This window comes from Rahnella inusitata, assembly GCF_018288855.1.
GTDB classification, from domain to species: Bacteria; Pseudomonadota; Gammaproteobacteria; order Enterobacterales; family Enterobacteriaceae; genus Rahnella; species Rahnella inusitata.
In genome coordinates this window covers 1464905-1483335 of record NZ_CP065024.1, presented here as the reverse complement: position 1 = coordinate 1483335, position 18431 = coordinate 1464905, and the positions used below count along the sequence as shown (strand labels likewise).

At 56.7% G+C, this 18431-nt stretch carries 11 protein-coding genes; 5 read left to right on the top strand and 6 right to left on the bottom strand.

The window, feature by feature from the left end; translation table 11 throughout:
• Positions 1 to 8: 8 nt before the first annotated feature.
• From recD to recC, 3 genes are read right to left on the bottom strand one after another with little or no spacing between them, the layout of a single operon-like run.
• Entirely contained in the window at positions 9 to 2063 is a 2055-nt protein-coding gene (recD, locus tag I2123_RS06990) for an exodeoxyribonuclease V subunit alpha (protein ID WP_213052060.1), read from the bottom strand.
• Positions 2060 to 5773: an exodeoxyribonuclease V subunit beta gene (recB, locus tag I2123_RS06985; protein WP_213052059.1), complete on the bottom strand. Its 3714-nt coding sequence runs from the start codon at positions 5771 to 5773 to the stop codon at positions 2060 to 2062. The genes recD and recB overlap by 4 nt, the downstream gene beginning before the upstream one ends.
• Positions 5770 to 9213, bottom strand: coding sequence for an exodeoxyribonuclease V subunit gamma (gene recC, locus I2123_RS06980; RefSeq protein WP_213052477.1), 3444 nt, complete (start codon positions 9211 to 9213; stop codon positions 5770 to 5772). The genes recB and recC overlap by 4 nt, the downstream gene beginning before the upstream one ends.
• 808 nt (positions 9214 to 10021) lie before the next feature.
• Between recC and I2123_RS06975 the strand changes: the two genes are divergently transcribed.
• Positions 10022 to 10330 carry an Rdx family protein gene (locus I2123_RS06975; RefSeq protein WP_112164778.1) on the top strand — a complete coding sequence of 103 codons (309 nt, stop codon included), beginning with the start codon at positions 10022 to 10024 and terminating at the stop codon, positions 10328 to 10330.
• A 50-nt stretch (positions 10331 to 10380) separates the two neighbouring features.
• On the opposite strand, the gene I2123_RS06970 is transcribed toward I2123_RS06975, so the two are convergent.
• Positions 10381 to 10569: a hypothetical protein gene (locus I2123_RS06970; RefSeq protein WP_213052594.1), complete on the bottom strand. Its 189-nt coding sequence runs from the start codon at positions 10567 to 10569 to the stop codon at positions 10381 to 10383.
• A 270-nt stretch (positions 10570 to 10839) separates the two neighbouring features.
• On the opposite strand from I2123_RS06970, the gene I2123_RS06965 reads away from it, so the two are divergent.
• Both I2123_RS06965 and I2123_RS06960 read left to right on the top strand, forming a co-directional pair.
• A complete protein-coding gene (locus tag I2123_RS06965; protein WP_213052058.1) occupies positions 10840 to 12627 on the top strand; it encodes a methyl-accepting chemotaxis protein in 1788 nt (595 codons plus the stop codon).
• A 183-nt stretch (positions 12628 to 12810) separates the two neighbouring features.
• Positions 12811 to 13593 (top strand): CatB-related O-acetyltransferase, encoded by a 783-nt coding sequence (locus tag I2123_RS06960; RefSeq protein WP_112164775.1) that lies wholly within the window; start codon positions 12811 to 12813, stop codon positions 13591 to 13593.
• 119 nt (positions 13594 to 13712) lie between these two features.
• Here the strand turns inward: I2123_RS06960 and I2123_RS06955 are convergent, their stop codons facing one another.
• Entirely contained in the window at positions 13713 to 14870 is a 1158-nt protein-coding gene (locus tag I2123_RS06955; RefSeq protein ID WP_213052057.1) for a M20 aminoacylase family protein, read from the bottom strand.
• 210 nt (positions 14871 to 15080) lie between these two features.
• On the opposite strand from I2123_RS06955, the gene I2123_RS06950 reads away from it, so the two are divergent.
• Both I2123_RS06950 and dcuR read left to right on the top strand, forming a co-directional pair.
• Complete coding sequence (locus tag I2123_RS06950) at positions 15081 to 16706, top strand: sensor histidine kinase (RefSeq protein WP_112164773.1); 1626 nt, start codon at positions 15081 to 15083, stop codon at positions 16704 to 16706.
• Entirely contained in the window at positions 16703 to 17422 is a 720-nt protein-coding gene (gene dcuR / locus I2123_RS06945) for a two-component system response regulator DcuR (protein WP_112164772.1), read from the top strand. Before I2123_RS06950 ends, dcuR begins: the two co-directional genes overlap by 4 nt.
• Here the strand turns inward: dcuR and I2123_RS06940 are convergent.
• Positions 17416 to 18375, bottom strand: coding sequence for an FAD:protein FMN transferase (locus tag I2123_RS06940; protein WP_213052056.1), 960 nt, complete (start codon positions 18373 to 18375; stop codon positions 17416 to 17418). The two genes, dcuR and I2123_RS06940, sit on opposite strands and share 7 nt — an antisense overlap.
• Positions 18376 to 18431 lie beyond the last annotated feature (56 nt).

Here is an 18431-nt window from a genome sequence, read left to right as displayed (position 1 = left end):
CCCGCCGTTCACACCGTTTCAATCAATCCGCTCGCCCGCAGCACCCTGCGCTGTACTGCATCCGGCAACACCGCATTCATGCCTCCGACACAGCCCAGGCTGAACCAGTGACGCGCACGGGTAATGCCGGTGTAGATCAGCTCACGGGTGAGGATCGGGCTGAGATTCTCTGGCAGCAGCAGCGCGGTATGGGTAAATTCAGAGCCCTGCGATTTATGCACTGTCATCGCGAACACCGTCTCCACCGCTTGCAACCGGCTTGGCATCACCCAGCGGATACTCTGGGTGCCGTCGCCCGCCAGAAAGGCGACGCGCGATACCCACACCGCTGATCCATCCGCCAGCGTTTGCGGAATTTGCAACGTAATGCCGATATCGCCGTTCATCAGGCGCTGGCCGTAATCATTGCGCGTGACCAGCACCGGACGCCCCGGATACCAGCCTGCCGCCGCCTCCAGCAGCCCTTCTTTCCATAAAATTTCCGCAATACGCAGATTCAGCCCCTCAACGCCCCACCGCCCGCCGCGCAGGGCGCACAGCAGCTGGAACTGGCTGTAGGCCAGCAGCACTTTGGTTGCCCAACGGTGGAAGGATTCCATCGGTTCGTCGATTTCAGGCCGCTCATTTTTCACGACCGTCAGATAGTGACGATATCCGACCGGCGGTGAGACGCCTGCCCGCGCCGTCGCAGCAGGAAACTGCCCCGCCGCGCCGTTAATCACCCAGTCGCGCAGTGCCTGATCGTCAGCCGCGCTGAGCGTCAGCTGCGCCAGATCGCCGTACCCCTGCTTCCACACCTGCTTCAGCGCTTTCACATCGCCATCGTTGACCGCTTCCGCCAGCCGCCCGATGCCGCTTTGAGCATCAAAACGGTAGCTGTGACGCAACATCACCACCGCCTGATCCATCGCCGTTCCGTGAGCATCCACCAATGCCTCCGGGATGATCTCGCCGGTGACGGTTTGCAGCCAGTCGCGGGTTTTCGGCAAATAATGGCCGCCCGCCGCACGCTGGCAAAGTTCGCTGAGCAACGCGCCCGCTTCCACCGATGCCAGCTGATCTTTATCGCCGAGCAGGATCAGGCGCGCCTGATCCGGTAACGCCGCCAGCAGCGCGGCCATCATTTCCAGATCGACCATCGACGCCTCGTCCACCACCAGCACGTCGAGCATCAGCGGATTACCCGGATGATGACGGAAGTGTCGGGTATCCGGGCGGCTGCCGAGCAGACGGTGCAGCGTCACCACGTCGGTATTAATGCTTTCACGTACGGCGTCACCGTTGCCGAGCGCGGTCAAATCGAGTTGAGATACCGCACCGGCAATTGACTCATTGAGCCGCGCCGCCGCCTTACCGGTAGGTGCCGCCAGACGGATGCGCAGCGGCTGCCCGTGGTCTTCCAGCGCCAGCGTTTGCAGCAACGCCAGCAGGCGTACCACGGTGGTGGTTTTCCCGGTGCCAGGCCCGCCGGTCACGATGCTGAACGCACTGCCCGCCGCCAGTGCACAGGCCAGTTTCTGCCAGTTGGCTTGCCCGCTATTGCCGCTGGCAGGAAACAGCGCATCGAGTGCCGCGCGCAAAGGTGCCACCGGCAACGCGTCCGGCTGACTGCGCGCTAGACGTTGTTCAATCGCGTCGCGGACATTCTGTTCATACTGCCAGTAACGGCGCAGATACAGGCGGTGCCCGATGAGCACCAGCGGTGAATTCCCCTCGCCGTTGCCCACCAGCTGCGGATGCACCAGCGCCGCCATCCATTCTGTCAGGCTGAGATTTTCCAGCACTGCGGCCGGGCGGATCACCGCACCGTCAGCATGATCACCCTCCGGCGGCAGCGAGAGCGAAAAGGCGCTGTCGGCGAGAGTGGCCTGCAAATCCAGACACACATGGCCGCGCCCAAGCTGATAGCTGGTCAGCGCCGTCGCCAGCAACAGCAGCGGCTGCGCGTCCGGCGACTGCTTCGCCAGAAACGTCACCAGCGCGCGATCCAGCTCACGCAGCCAGCCGCACTCTACCCAGCTTGCCAGCAGGTGTGCGATTTCTTCACGGCTGTTGATTTTCATGCGCGTTTCTCCTGATCACCGCTAAACAGCAGGTCGAGTTGTTCCATTAAGGCTTTATCCGGCCTCTGAACGCAGACGCCGTTGCCCGTCGCATGGCTGCCGCGCAGAAATAAATACACTGCGCCGCCGATATGTCTGTCGTAGTCATAATCCGCCAGACGGGATTTCAGCAACCGATGCAGCGCGAACAGATACAGCGTAAATTGCAGATCGTAGCGATGATCCAGCATCGACTGCGTCATGGAGACCGGGTCATAGCCGCTGGCGTCGCCGCCCAGCCAGTTGGATTTGTAATCAAGCACGTAATAACGCCCGTCGTGTTCGAACACCAGATCGATAAAGCCTTTCAGCATGCCGTTGAGGTCTTCCGCCAGCAGCGGCGCGCGTGCGGCGCCGTCCAGCGTGTACTGCGACACCAGCTTGTCGAGGCGGCGGGTCGATACCTGCGTCAGCGAGAACCAGAACTCCATTTCCACCTGATACGGCGGCAGCCCGGCCAGCGTAAATGTGTCGCCGTCCGGCAGCGGTAACGGCTGCGTCAGCAACGCGGTCAGCCATTCCGTCAGCGGCGTAATCCATTTTTCCCAGCCGCGCGTATTACAGCGCCGCGCTACCTGATCGGCGATTTTTTCCGGCTTCGACGTCAGTGCGGCAAACCCTTCGTCTCCCGCCCATTCCAGCAAACCGTGCAGGAAATTACCCGGTGCCGGACCGCGCGGAAACGCATACAGATCCGCGCCGGTCATCGGCGACGATACACTTTCCGGCGCTCCGATCGCTTCCAGACCCGTATTCTCTAAACTCTTATTTTCAAGATAGGTATCCTGCGCGGCGCTTTCGATTTCCACCGGCAGTTCACGCGTCACAACATCGGCGGCGATATAGGTCCCGGCCGGGGCGATTTGCAGGCCGGAAAAACTCGACACCCACCAGCGCGGTGCTTTGTGCGTGCGCAGCGGCGGGCGTGGTCCGAGCGCAGGCAGCGCCTGTTCATTACGGAACACCGCTCCGTCCGGCGCAGGCAGCGGCCATGCGCGGATATTCGTCGTTTCCAGCGCCTGTAAACGGGCAGGCAGCGCACCGGCCTCGAAGGTTTCTCCGTCGGGGACGCTGTCCTGATGAAATAAATAGCCGGGCGCACTTTTCTCAAACTCTTTCAGCGGCGCCATGCCGAGCCATAGCGCGTAACGCGAGCGGGTCAGCGCGACGTAAAACTTACGCAGATCTTCCCCCAGACGTTCGCGGTCTGCGAGCGCCAGCTGATCGTCGCTGGCGCTTAACGCCACTTCCAGCTCGCCCTCCGGCGTGTGCCATTTCAGCGGAGAGTCCTGTTTTTTCACCGCGCGGAAGGCGCAGGCAAAGGGCAGGAACACCAGCGGATATTCCAGCCCTTTGGATTTATGCACCGTCACCACTTTCACCAGTTCGGCATCGCTTTCCAGACGGAGTTTTCGCGCGTCGCCGCCCTGATGTTCGTCCTGACGCTGCTCCGCCAGATAGCGGATCAGCGCGTGTTCGCCGTCAAGCTGAACGCTGGCCTGTTGCAGCAGTTCGGACAGATGCAGCAGATCGGTCAGCGCACGTTCATCCCCGCGTCCAAGCAGGCGACGCGGCACATCAAATTCCCACATCAGGCGACGCAGCATGGGCAAAATGCCCTGTTTGCGCCAGCAAATGCGGTACTCCTGGAACTGACGAACGTAGCGATCCCACTCCTGCTCGTCCTGATTGAGGCGATCGAGCGCTTCCCAGCTTAAATTGAGTGACGGCGTGCCGAGCGCGGCGCGCAGCAGACGATCGTTTTCCGGCGCAGCGCAGGCCGCCAGCCAGTACTGCAATTCGCCTGCCTGCGCACTTTGAAATATCGATTCTTTGTCAGACAGATAAACGCTGCGAACCCCACGTTTGGACAGCGCCGTGCGGACAGCCGTGGCTTCACGGCCAGTATTCACCAGCACCGCAATATCGCCCGGCATCACCGGTTGCAGCGTTTCGCCAGACTGGCCGAAACCGGCAGAACCCTGCTGCCCGAGGCGCAGCAGACGGACGATTTCCGTCGCACAGCCGTCGGACATCAGCTGGATATACTGCGTTTTCGGCAGCGCGTCGGCCTGATTTTCCGGATACCACAGCGTCATCGCGGCGGCTTCAGCATCATCAATTATCAGCGTGTCAGCGCGCCCTTTGGCTTCCACCGGCAGGAACGGCACCTGATTTTCATCGCCCCGGCGGAACAAAAAAGCGCCCTCGCCAGAATCGCGGTTTTCGGCAAGCCCAAAGACTTCATTGACCGCCGCCACCATGCTGCGTGTGGAACGGAAGTTGGTCGCCAGCGTGTAGTGCCGTCCGCCCGTATCGCGGCGGGCACGCAGATAGGTATAAATATCAGCGCCGCGGAAGGCATAAATCGCCTGTTTCGGATCGCCGATCAGGATCAGCCCTTGCTCCGGTGCGTTTTTCGCCACGCGATAAACGGTATCGAAAATGCGATATTGCAGCGGATCTGTGTCCTGAAATTCGTCGATCATCGCCACAGGGAACTGGGTGCGAACGATCTCCGCCAATCGTTCGCCATTGTCGCTGCGCAGCGCGTCGTCGAGGCGGGTCAGTAAATCGTTGAAACCCATCTGTGCGCGCTTTTGCTGCTCGATGTCGAAGCGGTTTTCTATCCAGCGGCAGGCGTGTTGCAGCAAACCGCTGCGGGCATCCGGCAGATTTTCCAGCTGCGTTTTCAGGGTTTCCATGGCGGTGATCGCCGGATGCGCAGGGGGTTCGCCCTGCTTCCAGCATTCCGCTAAGCCTTGCGGTGTCAGGCGTTCCCAGCCGGTTTTCAGATCTGGCGTCAGGTCATCCGTGGTCGCCCAGATGTGCAGTTTCTCCAGCCACGGCAGAAAATACCGCGCCTGAATTTTACGGCCATCCACCACTTTCGCTGCCACCGCGCCTTCGAGGAGGGTGCGCAGTTCCTGCGTCCATTCCGGCCAGCCCTGTTTCAGCGCCGACAACTCTGCGGCTTTCTGCTGCCTGACCGTTTCGCAGATCTGCGCAGGCGTTTCGTCTGAGCCCAGTTCTTCGGCGTATTCCAGCAGCGGCGCAACCTTGCTGTGTAACTCTTCCGGCGTCCGCCACCATGCGCGCAGGGTGCGGATATCAGATTCCGGCAATGCGAAATAGAAGCTGCGCCAGTAGTCGCGCACCACTTCCATCAGCAGTTCCGTTTGATCGGTTTCCAGCGTCTGAGTGAACAGGCTGTCGCTGTCGAATGCGTGCTCGCCGAGCATGCGGTTACACCAGCCGTGGATGGTGGAGACCGCCGATTCATCCATCCATTCCGCCGCCAGTTGCAGCTTGCGGGCGCATCCCGGCCACTGTTCAGGAAGATATTCAGCGCGCAACGTCTGCAAAAATTCGTCGCCCTCAGAAGAGGATCCGTCCAGATTTAAAAAGTATTCTGCGGCCTGCGACAGACGCACACGGATACGGTCGCGCAACTCTTTGGTGGCCGCATCGGTGAAGGTCACCACCAGAATTTCCGGCGGCGTCAGCGGGCGACTAAAAGCGTTATCACCGCCGTGGCCGAGCACCAGCCGCACGTACAGCGCGGCGATGGTAAAAGTTTTCCCGGTACCGGCGCTGGCTTCAATCAGGCGGCTGCCGGTCAGCGGAAAATTCAGTACATTCAGGGCCGAGGGCACAGTGCGATCCGTCATTCCTTGCCTCCTTTCTTACTGCGGGAAAGATGATTACGAAGCGGGGCCAGCAGCGAATCGGCAAGCCGGGCGAATTCACCGTCGGACCAGAGCGTCGCGAAATCTGGCCACGCGCGCGCCAGATAACGGTTGCTGTCGCGCTCGCCGAATTTCATGTTGGCCGGATCGTGATTTTCATAAGCATCCCGCGCCGCAAACCACGCGTCGCTGTCCGGGGCACTCTGTTCACTGCCGTCTTTTTTCAGCCAGACGAACGCCGTTTTCACTGCCAGCGGCAGAGGTCGTAATTGCCCCTGCTGCCAGGTTTCGACCAACGTTTGCCACAGCGCTTGCGCCTGCGCAATCTCCAGCGGCGGCAGTTCGGCGGTGCCGTTTTTACTGACGATAATGCTGTGCATCGGCTGCCCGTTAAGGTGTCCGGCCAGATGTGCCACCCAATAGGGCAGCAGTTTGTCGAACCGGTAACTGCGCTCTTTGGTCATCAGGCCGCCGCTTTCGAGCACCACGCGCGCACGCTCGCCATTCTGATTAACACGCAGATCGCTGAGCCAGTCGGAGACATTCACACCGCCGATATCAGCCGACAACGCTTCATTGCCCAATGCCTGTGGCCACGCCTCAAGCACCTGCTGATAGCTGGCGAAAAGCGTGTCCATCGGTTCGGCGAGATCTTCACTCAGCACCGCAGCGAATTCGCCCGGTGCCAGTTCGCCACGCCGCTCGATGCGTTCCAGCTGCTGGCGCAACACGTCCTGACGCGAAACACCCGCCTCCAGCGCCCACTTCTGGGCGCGGATCAGTTCATCCTGCAAACGCCAGTTTTCCAGCGCATTCACGTCGAAAGGTTCCTGATCTTCGCTCCCCGGATCTTCCATCTCAAAATAGATATTGAGCCGCTGACGGAAGAAACTGCGCACCGGATCGGTAAGGAAATCCGACAGCTGACGCAGCGTCAGCGCGCCTTCCTGCTCCAGCGGTTCAAGCGGCCCGAACGCCGTCACCGGTGTATCCGCTTCCAGTCCGGCGCGCCATTCGTGGGCATAGCTGAACAGCGAACCGTCTTTCGTAAAGTAATCACGATTGAACGGTTGCAGACGATGCCCGACCGTCAGCGCGGGCAACAAATCCCCGCCGTCGTTGAGTTTCCAGCCTGCCGCCAGATGGTCGCGCAGTTGCGCTACCAGCACCGACGGCGGCCGCTCGGTATTGTCGTGAATGCTGCGACCGACCCAGCTGATGTGTAAACGCTCACGCGCAGAAAGCAGTGCCTCAAGGAACAGATAGCGGTCATCTTCGCGGCGCGAACGGTCGCCCGGACGGTAATCGCGCCCCATCAGGTCGAAATCCATCGGCACGCGGTTACGCGGATAATCACCGTCGTTCATGCCAAGCAGATAAACGTGACGGAACGGAATCGCGCGCATCGGCATCAGTGTGGCGAAAGTGACCGCGCCGCCGAAGAACGGCTGCGTCAGGCCGGACTGGTCGAACTGCGCCAGCCAGTGATCGCGAACCACGGAAAGCGGCAGTTCAGCTTGCAGATTGACGCTTTCACAGGCTTCCAGCCAGGTTTCCAGCTCAGTGTGCAAACGCACCAGAATAAAGCCGTCTTCGCCTTCATCCCCGGCAAAATACCGGGAAAGGATGGCGCGCAGGCGTTCGCCCCATACCGCCGGTGCAGCCGGTTCGCGCAGCTGACGCCAGGTTTCATCAAGGCAGTTTAAAATATGCGACAGCGGGCCAATCAGCGCCGCGTCCAGCCCGCCGATTTCATCCAGCGGTTCAATATTCTCCCACGCGTCACCGCTGCCCACGGCATATCCCAGCAGCATTCGTTGCAGGCCGAAGAACCAGCTGTTTTGCTCCGGCGAGAGCGGCAGTTCGAGGCTCTGACGCTGTTCCGCGTGCAGCCCCCAGCGCACATTGGCGGCGCTTATCCAGCGGTGCAGCAGCGGCAGCTGTTCTTCTTCAATGCCAAATCGCTCGCGCACCGAGGGCACGTCGAGCAAATCCAGCAGATCGCTGACCGCAAACCGCGACTGCGGCAAATTCAGCAATCGCTCGAGCGCGCCGAGCAGCGAGTTATTCTGGCGCGGCCCCTGATCGGCGACGGTGAACGGGATATAGCGCGGATCGTTGCGCTCCATCAGGCCAAACACCGCCTGAATGTGCGGCGCGTAGCCGTTGATGTCAGGCACCATCACGATAATGTCGCGCGCCTTCAGCGTCGGATCCGCCGCCAGCGCCGCCAGCAGCCTGTCGTGCAGCACTTCCACTTCGCGCTGGGCGCTGTGAGTAATGTAAAAACGCAGGGAATCGTCCTGTGCATCCAGCAGCGGCCAGTGTTCTTTGGTTTCGGCCAGCGGGCGCAGCTGCAAAATATCCTCCTGCAACTGGTGTAAAAGTGTATCGGTACCGTTCGAGGTGAAGAGATCGATGCGCGGGATCACCGGCGCGAGCTGGGCAGCATAGGATTCGTGATTGTCGTATTCATTGAGCAGGCCAATGTAATCACGCCCCTGCTTGCCCCAGGCCGCCAGCAGCGGGTGGGCGTGCTGATGAAGTTCATCTTCGGCGATCACCTGCGGCATGCCGGGCTTACGCAACTGACGGATACGCTCAGCGCGCAGCAGATCTTTATCGGCGATGATATCGCTCCAGTCGTGCTCGCAAGGGTTATGCACGCACATAAAGATGTGGGTCCAGCGGCCAAGAACCGCCAGCACTTCGAGAGATTGTTGCGGCAATGAAGAGATACCAAAGACGATCAGCCGCGCAGGCAGACCGGCCGGGCGCTCATTTTCCGGGATGGTCAGCGCATGTTGCAAAAAACGCTGGTGCAGCGCAGCACGGCTGGTGTTGCGCTCGTTTTCATCAACGTCGGCCAGCAGCGCGCGCCACAGTTGCGGTTGCCACAACAGATTTTCCGGCAGCGGCTCGCTGCCCTGACGGCTGGTGCGCAGCACATCCTGCCCGTTGCCCCAGTCTTCCAGCCAGTCGGCGCGGTACACCTGATACTGATCGAACAAATCCGCCAGACGCTGCGCCAGTTGGTGCAGTTTACGCATGTCGCCGTCGTCTTTTAAGAAACGCGCCAGTGGCGCAAAAACCGGTTGAGTGAGTAACTGAGGCAAAAGACGGATCAGCCGCCAGGTCAGCAGCGGGCGGTCAAACGGCGAGGATTCCGGCACCTGCTCTTTACCAAGCACAGCGCGATAAACCTGCCAGAAGAAACGTGCGGGCAGTTTGATGTCCAGCGCGGCCGCAATGCCGCAGCCGCCGTCCTCAGGGTCACGGGCCATCGCCAGTTTCAGCCACTGATTGATCCCGTTGCTTTGCACCAGAATCACTTCATTTTCCAGCGGCGGTAGCGGATGCGCCGCCATCCAAGAGATCAGCACATCCCTCAACGCTTCTGAGTGATTGCCGTGTAACACCATCAAACCTGAATTCACGCTCGCATCCCTTGTTATCGCCGGTTAAGGAGAGAGATTTTGCGTTGTTCTGGAAAGGATTGGAAGGAAAAGAGGCCGGGACTGCGGGCACTGATTGCCTGACAGTGAAATACACGGATTGATCATTTCGCCGTCCATTTCGTTAGCCAATTAATTAGTTTTATTTAAAAATTTTACATTACCATTCTAATACTCAATTAATTTCTGTTTAATGGAAATAAATTTCCGTATTTATCGCCATTTAAGAAAACACATTTTGTGTAATGAAAACTTAACTGATATAAAGTCGGTGTTAGTTGTTTACCGCATAAATAACAATCAGACCGTACTTTTATTCGCCAGTGCTAAATAACGTTAAAAACCGCATTTACTGGCTTGTAGTCAGGCATGAATAAAATTACCCGACGGATGCAGGGTATATCGGATATTAATATTGAATGTGGATATATCACACGCTGCGCCTTTCTTCCTGAACAGCATATTTTCCTTAGGTAAATTTTCTGCATGGAGACAAACCTGAGATTACCGCGCAACTCCCTGCTTCTCAACCAGGGTGAGCAACTGCTGGCCGTATGAAACTGGATCTCACGGCCAGCAACCGTTGGATAACGGGAAACGATGTCACGCTAAACGCTATACTCACCCCTGCCCCGAAATTAAAGAGGGTGAGGAGGCGACAGCGACGGCAGCTGGCGGGCCTGTGCAGCCTGCAATAAATCGCGCCACATCAGGGTATTTTCAGGGCATCATCTGCTTTCTACAAAACCAAAAACCTGTCTAAAAGGGCTTCATCATGGAAAAACTTCCGGCGGTCACTATTACTTATTGTTCCCAATGCAACTGGCTGCTGCGTGCGGCGTGGATAGCACAGGAGTTACTGAGCTCGTTCAGCACCGATCTGGCCTCAGTTACGCTGGTGCCAGGCACCGGGGGAATTTATGAAATTAAAGTCGATGATGAACTGATTTGGGAACGTAAGCGTGATGGCGGATTCCCTGAAGCGGCGGCGCTAAAACAGCGGGTGCGCGATATCTGTTTCCCGGAGCGGTCGCTCGGGCATATAGATAAGAAGAAAATTCCTGAGGCTGGACAGGCGGAGTGATTGAAAAGGCAGGAATGCCCTGCCTTCAGACTTCACGCGTTCATTAAATCTTACGTGATACGTGTTGCGCAGCAGCGCGGTTGGCTTTGCCGACGGCGTTGGTTGGCGTTGTCCAGCTGACCGACGAATTCGCTGAAGTTAAAGTGCCCGAAGATTTCGCGGGCATCGCGGGAGAAGCTCTGGACATAGTTCTCCAGATTATCTTTGATGTCTTTTTGCCCGAGGTTGCAGAGATTCATCGGCGACAGACCAGATAAAGGCCGCCGTTTGGCAAAAGTCCGTTTTAGGCATGATGGGTTCCATGAAGTAAATAAAGACATACAAAAAAGGGTCTTTATTAAACGCCCAAAACACGGAGATAAAAATAAAATTATATAAATCAATAGTATAATGATGTCGTTAAGCGATTCTAATACCAACCCTCCCCTGTTTAAAAATTGTGATGTACTTCAAGTTTCCCCGGTTTATGTCGATACCTTGATCTTAAGATTCCTTTCAGGGAAATGCCCATGCTTAAGACCCTCCGTTCGCGCATCATCGTGGCCTGCATTTCAATTGTGATTTGCTCGCTGGTTATCAATACGTTCCTGAGTTACACCGTTGCCAATAAATACAATAGTCAGGCGACCGACAGCACGCTCAATGCGCTGACATCCAGCCATACGCAAGGGATCAGCGAATGGGTCAGTTCGAAAACCAGGATGATTTTGTCACTGCAACCGGTGGCGCTGACCGCGGATCCGATCCCGGTCATGAAACAAATTGCGGCCGCGGGGGAGTTCGTCAACGTGTACGTCGGCTATTCCAATAAAACCGCGAAATTCTCGGATCCGACCGGCGTGCCTGCCGATTACGATCCGACAGGTCGCCCGTGGTACAAGCAGGCCGAAAGCGCCGGACGCCCGGTGGTAACGCCGCCGTATATCGATGCGGGCACCGGGAAACTGGTGGTGACGTTTGCTGTGCCGGTGATGGATAACGGCGAGCTGAAAGGGATTGTGGCTGGTGACGTGTCGATGGACAGCGTGGTCAATAACGTCAATACCATTCACCCGACGCCGGAAAGCTTCGGAATGCTGGTTGACCAGTCTGGTACGATCATCGCCCATCCAGACGCGAAACTGGCCCTCAAACCCTTCAGTTCGCTGGCGGAAGGTGTGGATCTGCCGCGTCTGTTTGCCGCCGGTGCGCCTTCAGATATCCTTCTGAACAATGCGGTGAAGCGCGTCCGCGCATTGCCGGTGGCGGGTACCGACTGGTTTACGCTGGTGATTGAAGATAAGAAACAATCGACGGCGGGCATGCGTTCCCTGCTGACGTCGTCGATGATGGCGCTGCTGGTCATTGTGCTGATTTCGGCGGCGGTCATCGGGCTTATCATTACCAAAGCGTTCCGACGCCTGTCGGTGGTACGCGATACGCTCAACGCCATCAGCTCCGGCGAAGATGACCTGACGCAGCGCTTACCGACCGACGGCCATGACGAAGTGACCCAAATCGCCCACGCCTTCAACACCTTCGTTGATAAGCTCAGCAAAGTGATGGGTGAAATCCGCACCACCAGTGAATCGGTGAAGGTCGCTGCCGATGAAATCGCGGCAGGCAATAACGATCTGTCGGGCCGTACGGAATCGGCAGCGGCCAGCCTGCAACAGACAGCGGCGTCGCTGGAGCAGATCACCGCCACGGTTTCGCAGTCCGCCAGTTCGGCCAGACAGGCCAGCGAGACAGCGAAATCCGCGTCCGAAGCCGCCTCCCGCGGTGACGTCGTGGTGAATAAAGTCATGACGACGATGGAAAGCATCGAAAGCGCGTCATCTAAAATCGGTGATATCACCGGGGTTATTGACGGCATCGCCTTCCAGACTAACATTCTGGCGCTCAACGCTGCGGTGGAAGCCGCTCGCGCCGGGGAACAGGGTCGCGGATTTGCCGTGGTCGCCAGCGAAGTCCGCAGCCTGGCACAGCGCAGCGCGCAGGCGGCGAAGGAGATCAAAGTACTGATCGAATCCACCGTCAGCAGCGTGGCGTCCGGTTCGGCGCAGGTGCGTCTGGCGAGCAGCAGCATGAGCGAAATTGTCAGCAACGTCTCCAACGTCAGCAGCGTGATGCTGGAAATTACTCATGCGTCCGAAGAACAGATGCAGAGTATCCACGAAATTAACCGCGCCATCACACAGCTCGACGGCATGGTTCAGCAGAACGCTGCCATGGTTCAGGAATCCACCAGCGCCGCCTCAGCCTTGCAGGAACAGGCCACCGGGCTGGCGGTGGCGGTCGGGCATTTCAGGGTCTGATCACACCGCTTTCCTAAAACGTTTATCACAGTCCCCCGGACCTTATCCTTCGGGGGCTTTGGCTTTACTTCCTCACGCTCATCAGGTTATTCCCGCCGACCTCATACTTTTGTTATGTCTGTTTTATGCTAGGATTACGACAAGAATATATAAACACAGCGTCTGACCTTTGAGGAATAAGGAATGAAGTATCCCGTGCAGTTTCGATGGACTCAAAAACATGAGGATTATTGTTCACGACATAAGGTCCATCTTAAATTCCCGGAAATAGTGGAAGGGATATATAAAAAGAGAAATATATTCCTTTTTAAAAAAGGGGAGAAAATAAAATTCACTGCGGATGTTTGGGTCGAAGAATATGCCTCAATGCCGCGAAAAAGTTTCTGCTCGATGGGCGCGTATTCTTACGCGTGCAGTAAATTACCGAATAACCTTACAACCGGCCGCTTTTGCAGCCTGGCGGCAGGCGTGCGGGTGATGGGACCGCAACATCCCATACACCGGTTTACGACCAGTCCGCTGACGTATCATGATTTCTTCTCGAAAGTGGCGCAGGAGCAATTCGGGGACACGCTGAACATTGCGGGGTTCGACTATATGCCGCCGGCGACGATATTAGGTCATGATGTCTGGGTGGGGGAACACGCCGTATTAAAAGGTGGCATCACCATCGGTAATGGCGCAATCATTGCGGCCAATGCGGTGGTCACCAGTGATGTGCCACCTTACGCCATCGTCGGCGGTATTCCGGCTAAGATCATTAAATACCGCTTTACGCCAGAAATCATCGAGCGTCTTCAGGCGACTGAATGGTGGGATTATAGAATTACCGATCTGCCGGATGTCACCCAGTCGGATGATATCGTTTATTTCATCGAACAGATGGAAGAAAAAATAGCCCGTAACGAAATAAGTAAATATCAGTATAAAATGATGAATATCGCCCAAGAACTGGCGGGGTTATAAAAACAGCAATAATGTCATTACGCCGATTCAACTCAATTGCGCGTACGCTAAAGGCCCGGCCAAAAGTATTGTCGAAGTGGTTGCCAGTTATAATTAACCGGCAACCGGCTTACTGACGGTCAGGCTTTAAGCTCCCGCTCCACCAGGGTAGCCAGCACGCCGATGCCCAGCGGAATGATGTCATCGTTAAAATCGTAGCGCGGGCTGTGCAGTGAGGCGGAAGGCGTGGTGCCATCGGCACCCAGCCAGAAGTAGGCGCCCGGACAGGCTTCGAGCAGATAGGCAAAATCTTCGGCGGCCATCGACGGCGCATTGTTGAAATGCACCTGCGTAATGCCCGGAGCGTTCTCTGCTGCATCACGCAAAATCACCGCCTGCGCAGGATGGTTTTGCGTCACCGGATATCCAAACTCCCAGCGCACCTCCCCTTTCACACCGTAGGGTTGCGGCACGGCCTGCACATATTCTTCAATCAGCCGCCAGCAGGTTTCCCGCGTCGTACGGCTCAGGCAGCGCAACGTGCCTGACATGTGCAGCGTTTCAGGGATAACGTTAATCGCTTCGCCCGCCTGTAACTGAGTGAGGCTGATAACCGTCTGTTCCAGCGGCGACAGGCGGCGGGAAATCAGGCTTTGCAGTGATAAAATCAGCTGTGCGCCCGCCACCACCGGATCCGCGCCCAGTTCAGGCATCGCCGCATGGCAGCCCTTTCCGGTCAGCGTGATGTAGAAATTATCCTGCGAAGCCATCATCGGCCCCTGACTGACCGCGACTTCGCCGACCGGCAGACCCGGCCAGTTGTGCAGCGCGTAAACCGCCTGCATCGGGAAGCGTTCAAACAGCCCTTCTTTGACCATCATCTCGCCGCCGCCGACGTTCTCTTCCGCAGGCTGGAAGATGAAATACACGGTGCCGCGAAAGTGACGGTTTTCACTCAGGTGACGCGCTGCGCCGAGCAGAATGGCGGTATGGCCATCATGCCCGCAGGCGTGCATCAGGCCAGGGTGTTGGGAGATGTGGTCAAACTCATTGAGTTCCTGGATCGGCAGCGCATCAATGTCTGCCCGCAGGCCAATCGACGGGCCTTCGCCGTTTCGGAGCGTTGCGACAATCCCGGTCTCAGCAATGCCGGTGTGGACGTCAAGGCCGAACGACGACAACAGTTCGCTGATGGTTCTGGCAGTGCCGTATTCTTTCAGTCCAAGTTCGGGGCGGGTGTGGAAATCCCTGCGCCAGAGTTTCGCCTGCTCAATAATCTCTCGGGAAATGACTGCCATAAACCCTCTGTGCTGATCTGAATTCCTGCCGGAGCGAGTCGCTCACCGGCAATATGCTGGTTCAAAGTATCACATTCGCGCGTGAACAGATAAACGTGAAAGCAATGGCGAAAAAGGATGTCAAAGCAGCGGGATAAATGCCGCATTGGGGTAGACGCCGGAGGCGCAAACAGAGACCATAAGCCATCAATTATGGTCAACGGGGCTTCAATGAGCGACTCGCCGCATCCCGTGCGTAAGCACCCCATGAAACTCAGCACATCTGTCAGCCTGATGATCAGCGCAGTGATCATTTCCGTCCTGCTGGTGGTGCATTTTCTGTATTTTGTTCAGGTCAGTGACACTACCCGCGACGGCGTGAAAGATAAGGCGCTGGCCGTGGCGCGCACGCTGGCGGATTTGCCTGAAATCAAACGCGCGCTCGCTCTGCCGCCCGACAGCGGCATTATTCAGCCTGTCGCCAGCGCGGTGCAAAAACGTAACGATCTACTGTTTGTGGTCGTGACCAATATGGACGGCATCCGTTATTCACATCCAAATGCGGACGTGATCAACCATCACTTTATCGGCAACGATATCAATCCGGCGCTGCTTGGCAAAGAGAACGTCTCGATCAATAAAGGCACGCTGGATAAAGCGCTGCGGGTGTTCACGCCCATCTATGATGATCATCATCACCAGATTGGCGTGGTGGCGATCGGCATCTCACTGGTGAAAGTGACGGAGCAGATCGACAAAAGCCGCTGGAGCATTTTGTGGACGGTATTGTTCGGCATGATGGTCGGTGGACTGGGCACCTGGATTTTAGTGAAAATGCTCAAACGCATTCTCTTCGGGCTGGAACCCTATGAAATTTCGACGCTGTTTGAACAGCGTCAGGCGATGTTGCAGTCGATTAAGGAAGGCGTGATCGCTATTGATGACGGCGCGCAGGTGACGCTTATCAATCAGGAAGCCCGGCAGATTTTTCTGGAAACCGGTACCCAGATAAGCACCCGCCCGGAGGACAACCGCGATTCTCAGCCGCTGCTCCTCGCATTGTGCGACGTCTTACGCACTGGCATTGCCCGGCGCGACGAAGAGATCAACTTTAAAGGCCGCTATCTGCTGAGTAACACCGTGCCAGTGCGCAGCAATGGCGTGATAATCGGGGCCATCTGTACCTTCAGGGATAAGACCGAAGTCAGCCAGTTGATGCAGCGTCTGAGCGGCATGGTAAACTACGCCGATTCGTTACGTGAGCGCTCACATGAATTCATGAATAAGCTGCATGTTATTCTTGGATTGCTGCACATGAAAAGCTATGCGCAGCTTGAAGATTACATTCTCAAAACGGCCAATAACTATCAGGCAGAAATTGGCTCCTTACTGTTAAAAATCAAATCACCGGTGATTGCAGGCTTTCTGTTGAGCAAGATTAACCGTGCGTCGGACACGCGCCATTTGCTGACGCTGAGCGATGACAGCCTGCTCCCCGACAACGCCAATGAAAATCAGGTGGCAGCGCTGATAACCGTGCTCGGTAATCTGATTGAGAATGCGCTGGATGCGCTGGCGGAACAGCCGGACGGTGAAGTGAGCGTGTTACTGCATTATCAGAATGGCTGGCTGGCCTGCGTGGTCAGCGACGATGGCCCCGGTATCCCGCCAGATGACCTTGAGGCTATTTTCGAAAAAGGTGTCTCGTCGAAAGGCGAAGAGCGCGGAGTCGGGTTATTCCTGGCAAAACAACAATTAGAAAACCTGGGCGGAACGATTGCCGTTGAGTCTGAACCTGACGTTTATACTCAATTTTTTGTTCAACTTCCGTGGGATGGTGAGAGGAAAACTGCATGATCAATGTGCTGGTAGTCGATGATGACGCCATGGTCGCAGAGCTCAACCGCTGCTACGTGGGCCAGATTGCCGGGTTTACGTGCTGCGGAACGGCTTCGACGTTACAGCAGGCGAAAGACATGGTGCTGAATAATCAGCTGCCGATCGACCTGATCCTGCTGGATGTCTATATGCAGCAGGACAACGGGCTGGATTTGCTGCCGGAGCTGCGAAACGCCAGGCGTCCGGTAGATGTGATTGTGATTTCATCTGCGGCGGACGCTAAAACCATCAAAAAATCGCTCAATTACGGCGTGGTGGATTATCTGATCAAACCGTTCCAGTTCTCACGCTTTGAAGAAGCGCTGACCGGCTGGAAACAGAAGAAAGCGCTGATGGATAATCAGCAATATTACGAACAGTCTGACGTTGACCGGCTAATTCACGGTAACAATCAGGCGACAGCGGATACTAAAAAACTGCCGAAAGGCCTGACACCGCAGACGTTGCGCACACTGTGCCTGTGGATTGATGCCCATCCGGACACGGAATTCTCAACAGATGAGCTGGCGCACTCGGTGAATATCTCACGCGTGTCTTGCCGTAAATATCTGATCTGGCTGGCGGACAGCCATATTTTGTTCACCAGCATTCATTACGGCGTGACCGGACGACCGGTGTACCGCTACCGTTTGCAGGCGGAGCATTATTCGTTGCTGAAACAGTACTGTCAGTAAACCGGGCGGAAAGCGTTATCCAGCAGCGTGAAGCTAAACTGACGCTGTGAGGAGAAAATCACCTGCTGATCTTTGGTGACGAAAATGGCCTCGATATCCGGGATATCCCGCAGATAACGCAGGCTTTTTTCGACGCCCATGCCGTACAGCAGCGTGGTGTAGATGTCGCCGTCGATGGAATCATCAGAAATAACGGTCACGCTGAACAGTTCGTTATCCAGCGGGTAACCGGTTTTGGGATCGAGAATGTGGTGGTAGCGGCGGCCATCGCATTCGAAATAACGTTCGTAAATGCCGGACGTCACCACCGATTTGCCGTTCACATTAATCACGCCGATCAGCGCATCCGGTGCTGAAAACGGCGTCTTCAGACCGATTGCCCACCCCCCTTCCCCGCCAGCGCCCAGCGTCTGCACATTCCCGCCTAAATTTATCAGCGCATTCTCCACCTTTTCCTGCTTCAGAAAATCCCGCACTACGTCGGCAATATAGCCCTTAGCGATCGCGCCCAGATCGATTTCCATTCCGGCTTTTTGCAGGAAGACCGAGCGCGTGGATTCGTCGAGAACGACGTCATGAGAATGTGTCAGCGGGAGAAGCGCCCGAAGATCATCGGCATCGGGCACGCTGTTACCGCTGAAGCCGATTTTCCAGCGTTTGACCAGCGGGCCGATGGTGAAGTTGAAACTGCTGTCCGGCGACTCGCTGACCGCTTTCGCGCAACGAATGAGATTAAACACCGGCTGACTGACCACCACCGCATGGCTGCCCGCCGCATGGTTGACGGCCATGACCTCGGAATCGTGCCGGTTAACCGTGAAGATATTTTCCTGCTGTTTGATGAGCCGGAAAACGCGAGACGCCAGACTCTCATTATGTTCAAACAGCTTGAGAAGAATGGGGGAACCCATCAAAACAGCGGAGTAAGCATAAACCCGGGCGTCTGGCGTCATAGAAAATACCTGAACTGAAGAAGTGAAAACCTGCGCCACAGGGCGCGACGCAGGCA